This window comes from Paenibacillus sp. A3M_27_13, from assembly GCF_024213315.1.
GTDB lineage: Bacteria > Bacillota > Bacilli > Paenibacillales > Paenibacillaceae > Paenibacillus > Paenibacillus polymyxa_B.
In genome coordinates this window covers 1,200,382-1,217,750 of the sequence record NZ_JANAVE010000002.1, presented here as the reverse complement: position 1 = coordinate 1,217,750, position 17,369 = coordinate 1,200,382, and the positions used below count along the sequence as shown (strand labels likewise).

General features: G+C 46.3%; 20 protein-coding genes and 1 CRISPR repeat array. Of the genes, 2 read left to right on the top strand and 18 right to left on the bottom strand.

Going from position 1 to position 17,369, the window contains the following annotated elements; translation table 11 throughout:
• Positions 1 to 9: 9 nt before the first annotated feature.
• From NLX82_RS12165 to NLX82_RS12135, 7 genes are all read right to left on the bottom strand, one after another.
• Positions 10 to 933 (bottom strand): NAD(P)/FAD-dependent oxidoreductase, encoded by a 924-nt coding sequence (locus tag NLX82_RS12165; RefSeq protein ID WP_068940725.1) that lies wholly within the window; start codon positions 931 to 933, stop codon positions 10 to 12.
• Between the two features lie 236 nt (positions 934 to 1,169).
• On the bottom strand, positions 1,170 to 1,772 hold the full coding sequence (locus tag NLX82_RS12160) for a nitroreductase family protein (RefSeq protein ID WP_025722870.1): 603 nt from the start codon (positions 1,770 to 1,772) through the stop codon (positions 1,170 to 1,172).
• Between the two features lie 106 nt (positions 1,773 to 1,878).
• The gene (locus tag NLX82_RS12155) at positions 1,879 to 2,157 is read right to left on the bottom strand and encodes a hypothetical protein (RefSeq protein WP_013310018.1); all 279 of its coding nucleotides are present in this window, start codon (positions 2,155 to 2,157) and stop codon (positions 1,879 to 1,881) included.
• A 130-nt stretch (positions 2,158 to 2,287) separates the two neighbouring features.
• Positions 2,288 to 2,614, bottom strand: coding sequence for a (2Fe-2S) ferredoxin domain-containing protein (locus NLX82_RS12150; RefSeq protein ID WP_023988299.1), 327 nt, complete (start codon positions 2,612 to 2,614; stop codon positions 2,288 to 2,290).
• Between the two features lie 35 nt (positions 2,615 to 2,649).
• A complete protein-coding gene (locus NLX82_RS12145; RefSeq protein WP_023988298.1) occupies positions 2,650 to 3,150 on the bottom strand; it encodes a metallophosphoesterase family protein in 501 nt (166 codons plus the stop codon).
• Between the two features lie 23 nt (positions 3,151 to 3,173).
• Positions 3,174 to 3,608, bottom strand: a complete 435-nt coding sequence (locus tag NLX82_RS12140; RefSeq protein ID WP_013310015.1) for an Rrf2 family transcriptional regulator — start codon at positions 3,606 to 3,608, stop codon at positions 3,174 to 3,176.
• Positions 3,609 to 3,705: 97 nt separating this feature from the next.
• Positions 3,706 to 4,083 (bottom strand): DivIVA domain-containing protein, encoded by a 378-nt coding sequence (locus NLX82_RS12135; protein WP_023988297.1) that lies wholly within the window; start codon positions 4,081 to 4,083, stop codon positions 3,706 to 3,708.
• A 144-nt stretch (positions 4,084 to 4,227) separates the two neighbouring features.
• Between NLX82_RS12135 and NLX82_RS12130 the strand changes: the two genes are divergently transcribed.
• Complete coding sequence (locus NLX82_RS12130) at positions 4,228 to 4,797, top strand: TraR/DksA C4-type zinc finger protein (protein WP_023988296.1); 570 nt, start codon at positions 4,228 to 4,230, stop codon at positions 4,795 to 4,797.
• A gap of 92 nt (positions 4,798 to 4,889) precedes the next feature.
• Here NLX82_RS12130 and NLX82_RS12125 read toward each other — a convergent pair whose 3' ends face one another.
• From NLX82_RS12125 to hrpB, 6 genes are all read right to left on the bottom strand, one after another.
• On the bottom strand, positions 4,890 to 5,894 hold the full coding sequence (locus tag NLX82_RS12125) for a Gfo/Idh/MocA family protein (RefSeq protein WP_023988295.1): 1,005 nt from the start codon (positions 5,892 to 5,894) through the stop codon (positions 4,890 to 4,892).
• A 19-nt stretch (positions 5,895 to 5,913) separates the two neighbouring features.
• On the bottom strand, positions 5,914 to 6,276 hold the full coding sequence (locus tag NLX82_RS12120) for a replication termination protein (protein ID WP_013310011.1): 363 nt from the start codon (positions 6,274 to 6,276) through the stop codon (positions 5,914 to 5,916).
• 264 nt (positions 6,277 to 6,540) lie between these two features.
• Positions 6,541 to 7,179: a CatB-related O-acetyltransferase gene (locus NLX82_RS12115; protein ID WP_076264216.1), complete on the bottom strand. Its 639-nt coding sequence runs from the start codon at positions 7,177 to 7,179 to the stop codon at positions 6,541 to 6,543.
• Between the two features lie 162 nt (positions 7,180 to 7,341).
• Positions 7,342 to 8,514 (bottom strand): acyltransferase, encoded by a 1,173-nt coding sequence (locus NLX82_RS12110; RefSeq protein WP_023988293.1) that lies wholly within the window; start codon positions 8,512 to 8,514, stop codon positions 7,342 to 7,344.
• Positions 8,515 to 8,784: 270 nt separating this feature from the next.
• On the bottom strand, positions 8,785 to 9,369 hold the full coding sequence (locus NLX82_RS12105; RefSeq protein WP_028542417.1) for a general stress protein: 585 nt from the start codon (positions 9,367 to 9,369) through the stop codon (positions 8,785 to 8,787).
• A gap of 118 nt (positions 9,370 to 9,487) precedes the next feature.
• Positions 9,488 to 12,016, bottom strand: a complete 2,529-nt coding sequence (gene hrpB / locus NLX82_RS12100) for an ATP-dependent helicase HrpB (RefSeq protein WP_254348146.1) — start codon at positions 12,014 to 12,016, stop codon at positions 9,488 to 9,490.
• Positions 12,017 to 12,339: 323 nt separating this feature from the next.
• Between hrpB and gluQRS the strand changes: the two genes are divergently transcribed.
• Positions 12,340 to 13,335: a tRNA glutamyl-Q(34) synthetase GluQRS gene (gene gluQRS, locus NLX82_RS12095; RefSeq protein WP_075154090.1), complete on the top strand. Its 996-nt coding sequence runs from the start codon at positions 12,340 to 12,342 to the stop codon at positions 13,333 to 13,335.
• A 64-nt stretch (positions 13,336 to 13,399) separates the two neighbouring features.
• On the opposite strand, the gene NLX82_RS12090 is transcribed toward gluQRS, so the two are convergent.
• From NLX82_RS12090 to NLX82_RS27740, 5 genes are all read right to left on the bottom strand, one after another.
• On the bottom strand, positions 13,400 to 13,774 hold the full coding sequence (locus tag NLX82_RS12090) for a DnaJ family domain-containing protein (RefSeq protein WP_075154089.1): 375 nt from the start codon (positions 13,772 to 13,774) through the stop codon (positions 13,400 to 13,402).
• 114 nt (positions 13,775 to 13,888) lie between these two features.
• The gene (locus NLX82_RS12085) at positions 13,889 to 14,083 is read right to left on the bottom strand and encodes a Rha family transcriptional regulator (protein ID WP_075155049.1); all 195 of its coding nucleotides are present in this window, start codon (positions 14,081 to 14,083) and stop codon (positions 13,889 to 13,891) included.
• Positions 14,084 to 14,192: 109 nt separating this feature from the next.
• Positions 14,193 to 14,360: an aspartyl-phosphate phosphatase Spo0E family protein gene (locus NLX82_RS12080; RefSeq protein ID WP_071558834.1), complete on the bottom strand. Its 168-nt coding sequence runs from the start codon at positions 14,358 to 14,360 to the stop codon at positions 14,193 to 14,195.
• 366 nt (positions 14,361 to 14,726) lie between these two features.
• Entirely contained in the window at positions 14,727 to 16,124 is a 1,398-nt protein-coding gene (locus NLX82_RS12075) for a helix-turn-helix domain-containing protein (protein ID WP_075154088.1), read from the bottom strand.
• Between the two features lie 490 nt (positions 16,125 to 16,614).
• A CRISPR array of direct repeats spans positions 16,615 to 16,992; the repeat unit is 33 nt; unit sequence ATTTCAATCCACGCACTCCATACAGAGTGCGAC.
• Between the two features lie 225 nt (positions 16,993 to 17,217).
• Entirely contained in the window at positions 17,218 to 17,343 is a 126-nt protein-coding gene (locus tag NLX82_RS27740; RefSeq protein ID WP_367995879.1) for a CRISPR-associated endonuclease Cas2, read from the bottom strand.
• Between the last annotated feature and the right edge of the window lie 26 nt (positions 17,344 to 17,369).

The following is a 17,369-nucleotide window of genomic DNA, read 5'->3' as shown; positions in this document are numbered from 1 at the left end:
CCGCAGCTCTCAGAGCTGCGGTTCTTTTGTTTTCATACCAGTTAATACCTTGTGTATCCAAATCGCTGACATAGCTCCTTCTCCCATCGCCACAGTCGCTTGCTCGGCATGAGCTCCTAAGTCCCCGGCTACCCATACATTTTCCACATTTGTCATTTTGCTGCGAGGATGAGTCTCAATATGCTTATTATGCAGCAGATGTACACCCAGTTGCTCCGCCAGCTCTGAATGAACGTGATTGCTGCCAAAGGCTAAAAAGCCCCGCTCTGCTCGAACCACATGTCCATCAGCCAGCCGCACTCCTTCAAAACAGCCCCATTCTCCGGTTATAATCTCTGATATGGCTGCTTCCTTATAGCCAATCCCTTTTTCCCGCAGCTTTACGATCAGCTCGTCCGGTACCTCTGAACGCTCATGATTGACATAAACAAGTTGATCGGTGCGCGCTGATAAAATCAGAGCCATGGAAGCTCCTGCTTTGCCTGCCCCCATAACGACCGTGCTGCGATCCTGAACCTCATAACCGTCACAATCCGGGCACACATATACACTGTTGCCCAAGCAGGCTTGTAACCCATCCAGCTTTGGAAAACGGTCCGTTAGCCCTGTCGCCAACAGCAGCGTTTTTGACGAATAGACGGATCCTGCATCCACTTGAATGTCAAAAAGCTCAGCTCTTTTGGCGGCTTTTACCGCCTTCCCTTCAACAAATTCAGTACCTAGTTTCGTGGCTTCACTACGTCCAAGCCGTCGCAGCTCTTCACCAGAAATTCCGTCAGGAAAGCCCAAAATATTATGATACTGGTGGCACAGCGTAGATCGACCATAGCCCGAATCTATCACTAGAACTCGATGACTGCTGTATCTCCCCAATTGAATCGCTGCTTGCAATCCGGCAATTCCCCCACCAACAATAATGCAATCATAGTTCATAACTTTTCCTCCTTTGAATGCGCGTTATCCTAGACATCTGCATAAAATCGCAATAACATCTATGTAAACTTCTCATCCAATTTTAAACATAATATCACCCACTAACGGATGAATTAACCCCTGTGTCCGTATATATCAAAAGCTTACATGCCTTAAAAATGGAATGACAAAGAGCACTGTAGATAACCACAGTGCTCTAATCAGGCTGAACCTGAAACGTCATTTTATCGTGAACATTATTTAAATGTTTTTACGCGTTCCTCAACAGGCTGGAATTCTTTTTCACCTGGTTGGAATGTCGGTTTACCAAATGGCATTTCAGCAATCAGTTTCCAATGCTCAGGAATGTTCCATTCGTTTTTCACTTTTTCATCAATTAATGGGTTGTAATGCTGAAGGGATGCGCCCAGTCCTTCTTGCTCCAGAGCCGTCCATACAACCAATTGCAGCATACCATTAGATTGGTTGGACCAGATCGGAAAATTGTCCGCATAGGCTTCAAATTGTTGCTGCAGACCAGCTACCACGTTATTGTCTTCAAAGAACAAGACTGTTCCGTATCCGCTGCGGAAACCGTTCATTTTCTCGGCAGTAGACTTGAATTGCTCCTCATTGCCTACAACCTCACGCAAAATATCTTCTGTAATATTCCATAGTTTGTCATGATGCTCTCCAAGCAGCACTACAGCGCGTGAAGTTTGGGAGTTGAAAGAGGTAGGTGTGTACTTGACAGCTTCCTCTACAATCTCTTGAATCCGTTGGTCAGAAATGACTTGTTCTTTGCTAATACCATAATAGGAGCGTCTGTCTTTCAGAGCTGTGAAGAAGTCTTTAGCCATTTTGTTACCTCCTGAGAAAAATTAATTACTTTTCGTAACTTAATATACATTACATATATCTTAAAGTCAAGAGATTTCTTTTTAAATATTACCAGTTAGTTGATGATTATACGCCACCATTATATTTTTTCTCACTGGAAGAGGTGTGCTTGGTTGCATCCTTGTCTCTCTCCTCCTGCCTTTCCATCTTCAAATCCTCTACGGGAATGGCGTCTACCGTCTGCTCAATCTCAAAACGGTCAAACAAGCTTTCCTGCTCTGTCGGATACTGCTCTGCATGATCTCGATTGATCGACTGTTCCTGATGTTTAGACTCCGTTGTTCCTTTCCCCGTCTGTCCTTTCTGCTCATTCTGATCGTGCAGGTTATCTTCAAATGGGGCCATTTTACTTCCCTCCCTATCGGATTGGTGTTCACAGTATACTTTTACCTTTCACATCGAGGATTAAACGCAAAAAAGAGAAAATCTCCGCAAAGATTTTCTCTACTCATGTTCTTATAGATGGTTGATTGGATTATTCCGAGCTGGATTTACCTGTACACTCATGAAAAAGATGAGGTTCCAGCTTCTCTCCCGTTACGAGCTTCTGCACCAGTTGAGTCCCCGAGTCGGGGGTCATTTGACCATACCAGTCCCCTTGAGGATATACGATCACAACCGCAGCATCATGACAACGCCCATTACAGCGAGTTCTGGTCGTGTGAATATATGCTTCTGCATTTTGTTTACGAATTTCATCCCGAATTGCCTGTGTAACTTCTTCACCCTCATGTCGCATACATGTGCCTCCATTGCAGATCAACACATGATGCTTCATCGGTTCTAATTCAAAAATGGCCATAGCTTCCCCTTTAATCAACAGTTGTTGGTTTTAAATCAATGTTTATCTGGATAAAGAACAAGCTGTGCTTCCATCTGACCAGCTTCAATCGTCAGCACGATAAATGAATATTCGTCTTCGCCACGTTTGTCCGTCGGAGACCCTGGATTAAGGACAAGCTGACCGTCAATCGTTTTGACCACCGGAATATGCGAATGTCCATAAATCAGGCAATCCAGCGTTTCTCCCTTAAACGTATTCAATGCGATATTTTCTGTCGTTCCTCGCCAGCCGTGACCGTGAACCATACCGATCCGCTTGCCTTCAACTTCAACGATTCGCTGATAGCCTAAACGCTCCACGATGTCCATTCCATCATTGTTTCCGGCAATGCCTTGCACAGGCGCAAATTCAGCTAGACATTCATATACGAACCAATCCGTCCAGTCTCCGGCATGGAGAATGAGGTCACTGCCTTTTAACTCCTGTACAAGCCGACTAGGCAACGCTTTGCTTCTATGCGGCATATGAGTGTCTGAAAGTACGATGATTTTCATATAAATTCTCCTTACCAGCGTCTTTACACGGATGAACTTTGTTGCCCCACGCGCTGCTGAAGTGCCTGCTCCAGATCTCGCAGCGTAACGGTCTCGAAAAACGCCTGTATTTTCTGCTCTGCCACGGTATATAAACCATCCAATAATGCGTCTATGTTCCTGCCTACCTCACAATTATGATTGCTGTCGGTATGGATGGCGAACAACGGACCTTCATCCTTGGTCGCCTCATAGATCATTTTCAGATTGATGTTTGAACTGGACATGCTTAGACGAAAGCCGCGTGCTCCAGGCGACGAATCCACCAAACCCGCTTGCTTGAGTCGGCTCATAATCCTTCTCACAACTACTGGGTTTGTATTGATGCTGGAAGCAATAAGTGACGATGTCATTCGCTCCGGTGCCCCTTCAGCCAGAAGAAGCAGACAATGGATACTAACGGAAAAATGGGTACTCATGTTAACCACCTTTATGTGTGTGCCTCATTAAATGTTTGGAAAAATGCTTGTTTCCATCATACCACAATAGAGGCACCAACACAGTGCTTACTGCACCTTACTCCGGAAAATAGTCATTTTCAGGACGTACTCGCACTTTTAATTGGCGTACACTATATTCCAACTGCTTAACGATATCCTCCAGTTGACGACGGTCCAGTCCATTAAGGTCGGCCGCAGGCTTGGGTGCATTTTTCAAATCACGTATGGTTGCCTGCTGCTCCTGCCACTTGTCCATCAGGTCGGCTATATTCGCATAAAAGCGTTCATAATCCTTGATCACTTCATCCAGAAAGGCATCCACCTCGTCCGGATCATAGCCGCGCATTTTATTCTTAAACTGTTTCTCATGAATGGAGAGCGCGTCCAGCTGAATGCCCAGTTGTTTAAACAACTGCTTTTGTTTATCCAGACGACGCTTCATATGTTCATCCATCGGTTATTCCCTCCTTAACACACTATTCTTTTTATATCACATTCTAGGCTGGGAATAAAAGTCTCTGCTGATTGCCCGGCCCTATGAACGGGTATAAAAGAGCATACGTGTCACTTATACAGACCACGAAGGGGAGAGATGATTATGAACCATTTGAACGATTCGCAGCTTGCAGAGCTGAAACATATGTTGCTGGAGCAGAAAAAGGATTTAGAAAAGCATTTTGAACAAAACGGTCAGGAAAACGCTCAATTGGGAGAAACACTGACAGATTCCACAGGTGAGCTCTCGTCCTATGACAACCACCCCGCTGATATAGGGACAGAAACCTTTGAACGGTCCCGTGATCTGGCGATTAATGATTCGCTGCAAGACGAGCTGGAGCAAGTCAATGCAGCCCTTCAACGGATGAAGGATGGGACGTACGGAATATGTGTGGAGAGCGGGGAAGAAATTCCTTTTGAACGGTTGCAAGCCATTCCATATACAGCCTATACAGTCGAGCACACGCCAACTCGAGAATTATCGAATGACCGTCCTGTAGAGGAACAGGTCATGACTCCGCCGCCCAAGGGTGCAGGTGAGGTTCGCCAACGGAATGCAGGACGATTTGACGATGCGGGCGCATGGGACGCCGTGGAGAAATACGGTACATCGAACTCGCCTGCAACTGCCGCCAAGCGTGATGTCACTGATTATGATGAAAATATGTAATGCTATATGCTTATGTATTCGTTCATCTAAAAAAGCAGCTTGTCCTTTGGACAGGCTGCTTTTTATGTCTTTACGGGAATACAGTGATCCCGTTATCCAATTTCTATCCGTTTCCGACTGCGAGCTGACTCAATACAAGCATCGATTACCTTCATATTGCTCACCGCATCTTCTGGCTCATACGGCAACGGGACACCGTCAAGCACCGCTTTAGCAAAAGCATCCGCTTGCAGTTCAAAGGAATTAAAACCTTTCAGACGTTCCTCACGCGTGACCGAACCGACGTGGACGAAAATTTGCGGTACAACAGACGTTCTTTCCCAACCGAACATTTTGGGCATCGCAATCGTACCCTTGCTACCGAGAATTTCCATGTTGGAACGGTTGGCTGCCCACATGCCACAATCGAAAGTAAGGTTGACTCCACCCGGAAATTCCAGCAAACCGGAAGCCATCATATCGACGTTGTCATGCTCCGGGGAAAATAAGGCATGTACCGTCACTGCCTCCGGTTCCCGATCCAAATACATACGAGCGGCTGATATCGGATAGACGCCCACATCATATAGCGAGCCGCCGCCCATGTTTTTATTAAAGCGCACATTATCTGCCTGATCGGTATTGTTAAACGTAAACGTGCAATGGATGCCGCGAATGTCACCAATTTCCCCACTATTGATAATTTCCTTAATTCTTCGATGTTTGGGATGATAGCGATACATAAAAGCCTCTGCAAAGATCACTCCTGCACGTTGACATGCTTCAATCATGCGGCTTGTCCCGGCCGAGCTAAGAGAAGATGGTTTTTCACACAAAACGTGCTTCCCAGCCTCCGCTGCCCGAATGGTCCACTCTTCATGCAGATGGTTCGGCAACGGAATGTACACCGCTCCGATTTCGGGATCAGCCAACAGGTCATCATAGCTTCCATAACTTTTCGGAATATCGAACTCCCGGGCGGCCTCAGCGGCTTTATCCGCATTACGACTAGCAATCCCAAGCACTTCTCCGCGTTCGGATTGCTGAATTGCCGGAATTACAGCGATTTGGGCGATCTCCGCAGTGCCTAAAATTCCCCATTTCAGCTTTCTACCCATCATTCTCATCCTTTCGTGGTTAGGAATAGTTGTCTTGTTCCGCTTTATGCAGCATACCTAAGCAACGGTCCAAATCGGCTTTGACCTGCTTCTTGTACAATCGTGCTTTCTCCTCCCCATCATCTGTAAAGTGATAGAGTACAATCTCCTGAAAATCCACGCGCGGGTCTGTTCCTTTCAATCGCTTGGTACGGTAAAAAACACCTTCCTGTACCAGCTCATGCAGCGCCCGGTAAACCTCGCTCTGAGGCGGAACATACCCAAAGCCACTAAATTCATCTTTCATCGATTCGAGCATCTGATATCCATAACCGCGATGCCTCTCCACCATTGTGATCAGATAAATTTTGATAAAAGCCCGCTGGGATATCATAAACGCCATTTCACAGCCTCCTCCACACCTTATTCGTGCACCTTATCTTCCATTATAAACCACTCTGCGTCCATACACTATTTCCTTTGATGATATGAGAGCGTATGAGAACCCTTCATCTCTTGTGACCTGTTTTAAGATGGCGAGAGATATAGAATGAGGCGATATAGAGTAGTGTGCGAAGCGCTGAGAAATGATTTTATTGTTTTTGCTATTATGAATTTTTCATATGTTGAAATAATATAACTAAAGCTAAAAAAATAGAGTTACAGATTACGAAGACTGGATTAATTGTTTTAAGGCCTCCGTATCGTTACTTGTCAAAACAGGAATATATTCTGTTATTTTTTGGTTGTCCCAGTCCCACCATTTCAGGGTTTGTAGCATAGCTATAGTTTCCTCATCAAACCGATAACGAATTAACTTCGCAGGATTTCCTCCTACAATGGAATATGGCCGAACATCTTTAGTCACCACGGCGTTTGACGCAATGATCGCGCCATCACCAATTTGAACTCCGGGCATAATGGTAGCGTTGTAACCAATCCAAACATCATTTCCAACCACAGTGTCCCCTTTGTAGCCCCCACTTAAATTGGGTAAACCAACTTCCCAATCTCCGCCAAACGCTCCAAAAGGAAAAGTCGTAAATGCATTTGTATTATGATTAGCACCATTCATAATAAATTTGGCTTTGGCTGCAATCGCACAAAACTTACCAATCTTTAATTTGTCCCCTATAAAATCAAAATGATAAAGGACATTTTTCTCAAAATCCAAAGGGTTATCATCATCGTCATAGTAGGTATAATCCCCGATTTCGATATATGGATTAACCACTACATTGTTCAAAAAACACAGACTTCTAATATTTTTCATCGGAAAAACGCTTCTTGTATCTGGACCACTCATTTTGCGACCCTCCCATATGGATGTTCCTTCACCTTACTGGTAAAGGAACATCCAGTCTATCAGTATGCATACTATTAAACAAATGTAGATAGAAAAGTATCCCATTGCCTTATTTCTTGGCTTTGGGATACTCTTGTGAACATATATGATTGGGTTATCAAATCAGGCTTGCTTTTGTAAGGCTGGCGGACCTCCAGTCGGGCGAGGACGAACCCGAAGCCCCACGATCCATTTGCCCAGAGGCAAGCGTGCCAGTAGCCATGTTCCGGCAACGGAAAAGATCATACAGAGAACGAACGAAGCCAGCGTACGAAGAACGTGGCTCCAGTCTGCAAAAAACGTCTCGTCAAAATAATAGGTCACACGCAGCATAAAGGCATGCATGAGATACGCTCCATAGGACAACGTTCCGATGGCCGTCAGCATACTCGCCGCACGTCCCCCCTTATGAGCAATCCACGTCGCTACCCGATAAGCTACAAAAATAGACGCGACGCAATATACAGCCATGACCGGACGCAGCAAAGACAAATAGTTAAAGGAAAGAACTGTACCTCGCGGCGTCTGGAACTGACCGATCATCTCGTACAGTAAGTAGCCTGTAATCACGATAAACAACGGCCAGTATATCATCTGTGCTTTGGTTACCCAAGCATTCCAACGCTTGACGTTCATCCCGGCTGCCGCTCCTAACACAAAATAAAAGAAAAAGTAGATCACATTCCGGTCAGCGTACAGGGTAAACCAAGAGGTAATGACCGGAAGCTGGAGCTTATCCATCGCTTGGTATACGGGTCCAACGGCGAACATGAGCAAAATATATAGCACGCCGAATCCAGCCAATGCAGCGGGTCGCCATTTTGACGGCAGTAGCGCAGACAAATGACGGACCGCATAACGAAACACGGGAAATAACACATAACATTGGATAATCATAACGATGTACCATAGATGATAGCTGCTTTTCCCGTTCAATAGCTTCTGGAAAAAATCCAGCGGGTGAATATATCCACCACTTTGGGCAAGCTGATTTCCCAATTCGTATAAAAGAGACCATATGATATACGGAACAATGATGTCCATGAATCTTTTACGTAAAAACGTTCCGTACTTTAAGACCCCATCATAATTGTAAAATAGCACCATGCCCGTGATAAACACAAACACCGGAACTGCAAATTTGGAACACAGCAGTAAAAGTGTCATCAAAACCCCGTCCTGGATGCGCGCCCCCTGCGCAACCGCATAATGTGCGACGGAATGCTGAAGAACAACGGCGGCAAAAGCCAACCCTCTTAGCAAAGCGACTTCGGAAATTCTCTCTTTTTGACTCATGTCACTCTCCTGTTACATCTAGCAATTTATAAATCCATGATTTTTCAAAATCCTCAAATCTATTATAACGACAATTCTGTAAAAATATATAGAAGGATAAACGTGCCAACAGCAAGCAAAGCATCATTTATCTCAGGTTTATTCTATGTTTCACTAACATGTAAAAGCAGCAGTCTTCCCTCTCGGGGAGACTGCTGCTGTAGAAACAACCTATATACAAAGGAGATAGGAAAGCCTGTTAAATCACGTTCTCAACTAGCCGTTAGTTGTTTACAGGTTCCTTCTAGTATCTGTGTACGCATCTGTCCGCGTATCCGCCACCGTATCATCATACGTTCTGTAACGATCCGCATTCAGCGAACGGTTGGTGCGGAAAATATCATAAACATCCCTGTGATGGTCAGCAGAATCCACCAGCACTAAAATCTTGCCCTGATCGACGTATGTCTCGTATTGACGTGCATCATCTTCTGGAATGCCTAGCCCGACCAGTCCACCGACCAAGCCACCTGCTCCCGCTCCGACAGCTGCTCCGGTAAGAGTAGCCGCGATAGGTCCAGCAGCAAGGATCGGTCCGATACCCGGAATAGCCAAGGCCCCGATGCCTGCCAGCAAGCCAGCAACGCCGCCCACAATACCGCCGGTAGCCGCCCCTGTCGCTACACCCTCCGGTGCTTTGGTGCCTGTCTCTTCACTAATCGTCCTTAGCTCGTCACGGTCACGGGTGATCACAGAAATTTCACTGCTTGGGATTCCTTTGCTCTGCAATTGTCCTATCGCACGAGATGCTTCCTGCTCTGTATCAAAAACACCAACAATTTTCTTTTCATTATAATCGTTTAAGTTATTAGCCATAATAGTTACCTCCCAATATTTTGGTGTTGAGTGGTTCGTCTTTCATTACCCCACCATTATGACGTTTAAACGATTTTACGAAAATTCAAAAAGTCGATTAGCATAAAACAGCTTCTATTTAACGCTTTGGCTTTGCTCTGTTGGTCGCCACAGCTTCCAGTGGATCATCCGGCCAATAATGCTTGGGATATCTGCCCTTCAGGTCCTTTTTGACTTCAAAGTAAGCCTCGCTCCAGAAGCTGGACAAGTCGGAAGTCACTTGGACAGGTCGCTGGGCAGGTGACAGTAAATGCAATACAATGGGTACGCGTCCGCGTCCAATACGAGGCGTATCCCTCATACCGAACAACTCTTGTAGTCGTACGGCCAGCGCTGGTGCCTCAGGATTCGAATAATCGACAGGAATGCGGGAACCGCTGGGTACGCGGATATGCGTCGGCGCTTCCTGATCAAGCTGCTGCCGCTGTTCCCAATCCAGCCTGCCAAGCAGCAATGCAGCACTGTCCAGCCGTTGCAAATCGGATACATTTTTGGCTCCTAGAGCAAAAGGCAACAGCCACGATTCCAATGAATCCAGCAATGCCGATTCCGTGCAGTCTGGCCAGTCTTCAGGCGCCGAGAAGTGCATAAAAATCAAACGAGCCTGCAACTGGAGGGTTTGCCGATTCCATGACAGCAGCTTCAGACCTCGTTCACGGACACCCTGCATCAAGGCAGCAGCTACTTCCTCTGCCGGAGGTCGCTCATAGGACGTTTCCTTTAAGACGAGTGAGCCCAGCCGCAGTACCTTACGGGCTCTCACTGCTGAGGCGGAGCTATCCCAGTATACGTTAGCTTGTTCCAACAGCATTTCACTGCAACGCTCGACCAGCTCTTGCAGTTCAACCGGTGCCGCCAACTGAATGGCGCCATCTGCTCCCTCGTCGTCCACTTCGGCGGCGACGAGATAGGACGAACGCGACATCCACTCCACTTGTCGGAGTCGCGCGCCCCGGCCGCCGCTAAGCAAAAAGCGGCCATCCCCCCGGCCCTGCGCGATCCGATCCGGATACGCAAAGGCCAACAGCAGCCCGCAAGCCGCGGAGCCGTCAGGCTCGTCCTGCGCTGCGGCTGCTGTCGGCAGCGTGGCTAGCAGCTGCCGGCTCTCTTGCACGATACGGCGAATCACCGTATCGTCTGCTGCCCGCAGCAGGCTGTGCGTACTGCGGGCATGGGCCGCCTCGCGCAGGGCATCCAGCCGCGGGCGCAAATCCGTTCCGCCATGTGCGCGGAACGGGTCCCGCTCTTGCAGCAGCGCAGCCAGACGGCTGGCAGTCGGGGCCAGGCTAAGGGTGGCTGCGCGCAACAGCATGTGCCCAAGGCGCGGGTGCGTGCCTAGGGCGGACACCTCGCGCCCATGCGCGGTGATGCCGCCTGTAGTGCCGTCGGCTGCTTCATCCAGGCAGCCGAGCTGGTGCAGCAGACCTGTGGCCTGGCGGTACGCGGCCTCAGGCGGGGCATCCAGCCAGGCCAGCTCGGCGGGCTCGCGCACGCCCCAGGCCGCCAGCTCCAGCGCGAGCGGGGCCAGATCCGCCGCGGCGATTTCCGGGCGACTGGCATCGGGGAGCGCGGCATGCTCCTGTGCGCTCCACAGCCGGTAGCATACGCCCGGCTGGAGACGGCCCGCCCGTCCGCGCCGCTGGTCGGCGGAGGCCTTGGACACCTTGACGGTGGTCAAACGGCTCATACCGGTTCGCGCGGAAAACACCGATTCCCGCGACAGTCCGCTATCGATCACCACCGTAATCCCGGCGATGGTCAAACTGGACTCGGCAATCGATGTGGCCAATACCACTTTTCGACTGCCCAAAGCCGATGAACGTATTGCCTCATCCTGCTGCTCCAGCTTCATGCTGCCGTACAGCGGAATTACCTTGACGTGTGCTGGTAAATGCTTTGAAGCCAATTCTCGTTCCGTTCTATGAATTTCTCTAGCCCCTGGTAAAAACACCAACAGATCGCCTTCATGAACATCAAGCGCCTTATCTACCGTCTCAGCCGTAAAAGACTCTAATGAGATTGATGAAGGTTTGGACATATGAAAGGTTTCTACTGGAAATACGGTGCCTGGACATTCCAGCAATGGCGCATCCCCTAATAGTCTGCATACAGGCTCTGCCTCCAGGGTGGCAGACATGATCAATATCTTCAAATCCGGTCGCAACAGCGCCTGGCTTTGCAGGGCAAGTGCCAATCCCAAGTCTGCATGCAGGCTGCGTTCATGAAACTCATCAAACATAATCAGCCCGACTCCCTCCAATGCCTGATCATGTTGCAGCATCCGGGTCAGTACGCCCTCCGTAACCACTTCAATCCGCGTGTTTGGTCCTACTTTTGTATCCATACGAACCCGATAACCCACGGTCTTCCCGGTGGGCTCTCCCAGCGCTTTCGCCATTTGCGCTGCTGCTGCACGTGCTGCCAAACGCCTCGGCTCCAGCATAATCATCTTTTGCCCTGCCAGCCACGGCTCATGCAGCAGCTCCAGCGGTGTTACCGTCGTTTTCCCCGCTCCCGGCTGTGCAATCAGTACCGCCGCCGAATGGGATTGCAGTGTATGTTTAAGCTCGGGGATCACTTGCATAATAGGCAGTTGTTTATCTGTCAATGAAATCTCTCCAATGATACGCTTGATGCGTAGAATCTAAGTTTTAATTCCTTTATTATTGTGAATTTTTCATTACCTGTAATTATTGAATATTGAATAAAAAATGTTAAGCTGCACTCTGGGACTTCTCTTTGATCTGTCGTGCATAATTCTTCTAAATCTATTATACAGATATTTAAATTTCCCGTCTGGCCATCGCAGCTATGTAAGTTTTCTGTGTTAGCTCCTATACCCTGTCGAGATGCACTCGCGGCAAGTTCGTTTTATAATATGGTTGATATGGATTGCTGAAGGACGGAATATAGAATCGAGGTCACTTTCGTATGGAATTACAGGCCCAACCCATCAGAGGGCGATTTGCCCCAACGCCATCGGGATGGATACACTTAGGAAACGCTCGTACCGCCTTATTATCCTGGCTGCACGTTCGTTCCCTGGGTGGAACCTATATTTTGCGCATGGAAGATATCGATATGACGCGAGCTCGCAGCCAGTTGGCGCAAGGGATTATGGAAGATTTGCGCTGGATCGGGCTGGAATGGGACGAAGGACCCGACGTAGGCGGTCCCTACGGTCCCTACACTCAAAGCCAGCGGCTGGAACGCTTCCAATCTGCATTGGAGATACTACAGGAGCAAGATTTGCTGTATCCTTGTTTTTGTAGTCGGGCCGACATTGTGGCTGCCGCCCATGCTCCACATGGACTGTCTGGTGAAGGACCCGCATATTCAGGTGCATGTCGTAACCTTAGCTCTCAAGATGTCGTAGCCAAAGCACAACATAAACTCCCTTCACTTCGCTTTAAAGTACCGCAAAATCCAGATGCCGTTATTTCGTTTCATGATCAGGTAGCAGGCCATGTGACCTTCGGTGCGGCAGAGGGCGGCGATTTTATCGTCAAACGGGCGGACGGCATGTTTTCCTATCAGCTGGCTGTCGTTGTCGATGATGCAGATATGTATATGACCGACGTACTACGTGGGTATGATCTTCTCGATTCGACTCCCCGTCAGCTATTGCTGTACCAAGCTTTGGGGTTGCAGTCGCCACGTTTCGCACACGTTCCCCTTGTCCTGGGCCCTGATGGGCGAAGGCTGGCCAAACGACATGGTGGCGTAGCACTCCGAGCTATGCGCCGACAAGGTATCACACCGGAAGCAGTCATTGGCTGGCTCGCCTATTTTTCCGGGCTGCTGGATTCACCTGAGCCTGTGAAGGCTATGGATTTAATCGATGACTTTCATTTGGACAAACTGCCCAAAGAACCCGTCATCCTGACGAAACAATGCCTCATGAGATTATCTGCACTGCAACGGTAATGAGGTAAAGCGCGGAAATCAAAGTGTACGGGCAAGGGCATTCCGCCCTTTGCTCCGCTCGCTTCTATTCCTTCAGTCGCTTACGCATAGCGGACTCATATTCATAAAATACAGACGACGTATTTAGCCCTCTTTCCTCCAGCAGCATACGGAGACGTAGTGATTTTTCAGTCAGCCTGCGACTGATCCGTTGTTGCTCTCCTGCCTCATGACAAGCGTGAAGCAAATCACGTAGCTGGACACATTCCTTTTGTAACTGAAGCTCTTCCGGTAAAATGCCTGCATTCTTCAACAGCTTGTACGACATCCGCAGCTCCTCTGGAACATGTGACAAATCCTCGATCACCAGTGGCTTGCCCTCTCCCGGTAAATGATCAAACTCACCTTTGGCCATCGCCTCAGCAATCTTCTGCTCTGCCATTCTGGAGAACATCCCCATCACTCCTTGTTTTAAGCTTCCTATGTACAATCTATATTAAAGAAACCTGGAGTCCTTTGCCACTGTAGCTTACATATCATTAGGATGCCCTGTTTCCATAAAGGAGAGAGGAGGTTATTCTTCGATCCCAAGCAGTTGACATACTTGTACTCTATATTTTTTGGCCTTACGTGTTCCATGAATGAGATTAGACAAGCGGCTAGCAGGAATATGATAGGTATCACAAAATGTTCTCTGATCCATTTGCCTCTCGACTAGCTTTTCTTTGATTTTCCAGCCAAAAGGGGTTACTGCATTGCGTTTTTTCAACAACGTTACCACCTCTTCATAGTATGGGATTTAGGATTTAGGATTATGATTGGGGTTTGGAGATTGGATTTCACGCTCTTCCTTTAGCAACATGTCATGAACTCATTTGTTAAGATTTCATTTTGTATATTTGGTATTGATTCAATAGTTCATCCAGTTTCATGGATTGTTCAATCACTTTGGGATGCGTTAAAAATCCGTATTTCTTCTGGACTTGGTACAGTCTTTTTCTGGCCCGTTCGACACGAAGTAAAGTCACACCTGGATTCATCAGCATGATTCCCCCTTCTGTGTCGTATCCTAATACAAAACGTAAACTTTTGGATTTTTTGAAAATTTGCTCGACAAAAAAAGTGCTTCTGCAGCATTCCAGAGGCACTTTTTGGAGTTTTATGTTTATTTAAAAAAATGCAACAGACTCCTACAAGCTGAACTTAAAATTCAACTATTGTTTCACTACGCAGTCGGATGTTGCTTCCCATCGTCACCGCCCCCGTATTTCCTTAAAAAAGTCAGAGGAGGGTTAAAATTCGTGGCAAAAGCGACCGCTTTACTTGCACAGCAACATTCTACCTTCTTCGTTTTCCATATATATTTTATTTTATTCAACTTGGAATCAACACTGAGAAATGATTAATAACTATTAATAATAAAATAATCTTTCTTTTCGCCCTTCTCTAACTAAACTTTCATACTTCGTACACATCCTAAAGTCTGCAAATTGTTTGAACTGCTCAAATAATCTTATACAGCTAATGAAGAAGGCTTCTTTGTTAATGACTAATGATTTAGATAAAACGTCTAGTAAGTATTTAAATCCATATGAGTAATTACCTTTATTTAAGTAGTATTTAGCCAGTTCATATTTAAAACGGATTGATTGTTCTGGAACCACTTGATGAGTGTACATATCAGCAGATGGTTGCTGTTGGGTGATCGAATCTATCTCCGTTTCGAACTGCTTAAGTATTTCATCCACATCAACTTGAAATCGGTTAGCCGCCATCATAATATTCAACAGCTTTGTAACCATTTCTTTTTCAGAAGCATCTGGCGAAGCAGCAATATATTCAACATAATTGTTTAGTACACTTATATCTCCAGATAATAGCTTATAGGTGTAGATATTACCTTCTGCCCAATCTTGAAACTGTTTAATCCAATGCAGAGTATCCTCGTCAGTCTCTTTGACCCAATCTAAATTAGTGTAGGCGTATGTATATTGTAATGCCTGCTCATAATCGCCTTTGGCCTCATATACACTGGCACACAGTAAATCAGAATAGGTGATGTACACAAACAATGGACGGCTCAGCCTCTTTTCAAGTTCCGCAGGCTTTCGTTTTTTCTGCTGATGCTCTAATGTATATTGAATTTCCGCTCTAACTCTCATTTTTCGAGCGGTCACATCAAGCCTGTCCCATAAGCGTAAAGAACGAAACACATTCGCCAAATCTTTTAGCGCATCAAGTTGGTCTATTTCATCTAGACGTTCCACGAAGGATTCAAATAGCGTTGCTGCCTTGAGATTACGGCTTTGGTCGTCTCCAACTTGAATCGAGAATATACGATATTGGCAGGTGGCCAAGCGTTCAGAATACTGATATTTCTCCACTTCTGCGACATTCTCATAGAGAGGCAGCGCAGCAGCATGTCGTCCCTGTTCAAATAATGCTTCTGCAACATCAAATAGCCTAGTCGCATACAGCGGATTATCCATGATATGTCCAACCATTCGACGGATTGCATCCAGCTTGTCCAGCTCCGCACAACGATACAATAATGGCTCGATTCGCCTAAAATTCGGGGAAAGGTCAATGATGTAATTTTCTATGTATAGATCGTAAAAATAGCCTTCTGGCAAATCCATAGCCACAGTGATTCGGTCTAGCTGCTGTACGGAAACAGGACGATGCTGAGTAATCCAATTACTAAGCGTTCTTTGATGAACCCCTGAATATTCGGCAAATTGACTCAACGTCATATCATTTTGTTTTAGATAATCCTCAAACTCCGCTGAAATCGTAGGTGTATGCTTCAAGTCATAACCACCCTTCACATAAAAATTCCATTATTTTAAAAATCACCCTCTATTCTTCTCCATAATTAACCATCTGTCAATATATTATGCAACTAATGTTTATAACGAAAATTCAGCATAACTCACACATATTGAGACATATTGGACAAGCGACATCCTGAAATCATTGAATGGTCCCAAGTAAAAGGTTTCACAATGTTGACATGACGGATTCATTTCCCCATGTGCATTCTCACCAGTAAATGATATAGAGGTCCCATGCAAAAACTCTGTTGGACCTTTTAATTACATGAAAAATCCCCTGATGTTGATGCAATCAAGGGATACATAGATCATTTCTCTCGCTTTGATAATGCGAAGTTGATTATTTCTCCAATCACAATTCCTGTCAAAATTGCATAGATTCCCATAGCGCTCATCTGATATCCCAAAGCGTAAAATAACCCTATACCTATTGCGTAGCTCAACAAAATCGCTGCATAGCGTTTTAATTTCAATCCACACACTCCATACAGAGTGCGACCAAAAGGTGGAACTGGGTTAGATTCGATGATTTCTATTTCAATCCACGCACTCTATACAGAGTGCGACTACGATTGCTACAAGTGCTCTTAAAAAGGCGCAGCAATTTCAATCCGCGCACTCCATACAGAGTGCGACGTGCGACTTCATCACCTTCGATCATGACCAGGTTCCCACTTATTTCAATCCACGCACTCCATACAGAGTGCGACTCAGGTAAAGATGTGGCCTACCCCAACAACGAGAATTTCAATCCACGCACTCCATACAGAGTGCGACTTGGCTGGCATATGTACAAAACATATTATTTGGTATTTCAATCCACGCACTCCATACAGAGTGCGACAGCGAAAATGTAGTAATTCATACCCTAATGATATCAATTCCACACATTGTCGCAAAAAATGATGCCAAAAAGGCTTGTATCGACTATTGACTTTTTCTCATAGATAGCATCCTTAATGCTTTTCGACAAATTTCGAGGTGCGAAGGACCAGGGGTTTTTATGTGAGCTTCACATTCGCACCGTACAAAATCAGTGAGCTTTCCATATCGGAAGCTTCTTTAGCCCCTATATGCTCTTCTTCTTTTTATAGCTATCACCCAAATTGTAGAAATGCAGGCTATCTTCTCTTTTATCTATTAATTCTTCTAGTTCATACTTTAAACGTCGAAATTGGGTCAAATCAAAATACATTCAAATATGATACATAATCCTATCCT

Bases quoted from the DNA above. Each gene is read 5' to 3' on its own strand.
- NLX82_RS12165 (WP_068940725.1), bottom strand. From the start codon at position 933: ATGAACTATGATTGCATTATTGTTGGTGGGGGAATTGCCGGATTGCAA.
- NLX82_RS12160 (WP_025722870.1), bottom strand. From the start codon at position 1,772: ATGGCTAAAGACTTCTTCACAGCTCTGAAAGACAGACGCTCCTATTAT.
- NLX82_RS12155 (WP_013310018.1), bottom strand. From the start codon at position 2,157: ATGGCCCCATTTGAAGATAACCTGCACGATCAGAATGAGCAGAAAGGA.
- NLX82_RS12150 (WP_023988299.1), bottom strand. From the start codon at position 2,614: ATGGCCATTTTTGAATTAGAACCGATGAAGCATCATGTGTTGATCTGC.
- NLX82_RS12145 (WP_023988298.1), bottom strand. From the start codon at position 3,150: ATGAAAATCATCGTACTTTCAGACACTCATATGCCGCATAGAAGCAAA.
- NLX82_RS12140 (WP_013310015.1), bottom strand. From the start codon at position 3,608: ATGAGTACCCATTTTTCCGTTAGTATCCATTGTCTGCTTCTTCTGGCT.
- NLX82_RS12135 (WP_023988297.1), bottom strand. From the start codon at position 4,083: ATGGATGAACATATGAAGCGTCGTCTGGATAAACAAAAGCAGTTGTTT.
- NLX82_RS12130 (WP_023988296.1), top strand. From the start codon at position 4,228: ATGAACCATTTGAACGATTCGCAGCTTGCAGAGCTGAAACATATGTTG.
- NLX82_RS12125 (WP_023988295.1), bottom strand. From the start codon at position 5,894: ATGGGTAGAAAGCTGAAATGGGGAATTTTAGGCACTGCGGAGATCGCC.
- NLX82_RS12120 (WP_013310011.1), bottom strand. From the start codon at position 6,276: ATGGCGTTTATGATATCCCAGCGGGCTTTTATCAAAATTTATCTGATC.
- NLX82_RS12115 (WP_076264216.1), bottom strand. From the start codon at position 7,179: ATGAGTGGTCCAGATACAAGAAGCGTTTTTCCGATGAAAAATATTAGA.
- NLX82_RS12110 (WP_023988293.1), bottom strand. From the start codon at position 8,514: ATGAGTCAAAAAGAGAGAATTTCCGAAGTCGCTTTGCTAAGAGGGTTG.
- NLX82_RS12105 (WP_028542417.1), bottom strand. From the start codon at position 9,369: ATGGCTAATAACTTAAACGATTATAATGAAAAGAAAATTGTTGGTGTT.
- gluQRS (WP_075154090.1), top strand. From the start codon at position 12,340: ATGGAATTACAGGCCCAACCCATCAGAGGGCGATTTGCCCCAACGCCA.
- NLX82_RS12090 (WP_075154089.1), bottom strand. From the start codon at position 13,774: ATGGGGATGTTCTCCAGAATGGCAGAGCAGAAGATTGCTGAGGCGATG.
- NLX82_RS12080 (WP_071558834.1), bottom strand. From the start codon at position 14,360: ATGCTGATGAATCCAGGTGTGACTTTACTTCGTGTCGAACGGGCCAGA.
- NLX82_RS27740 (WP_367995879.1), bottom strand. From the start codon at position 17,343: ATGTATTTTGATTTGACCCAATTTCGACGTTTAAAGTATGAACTAGAA.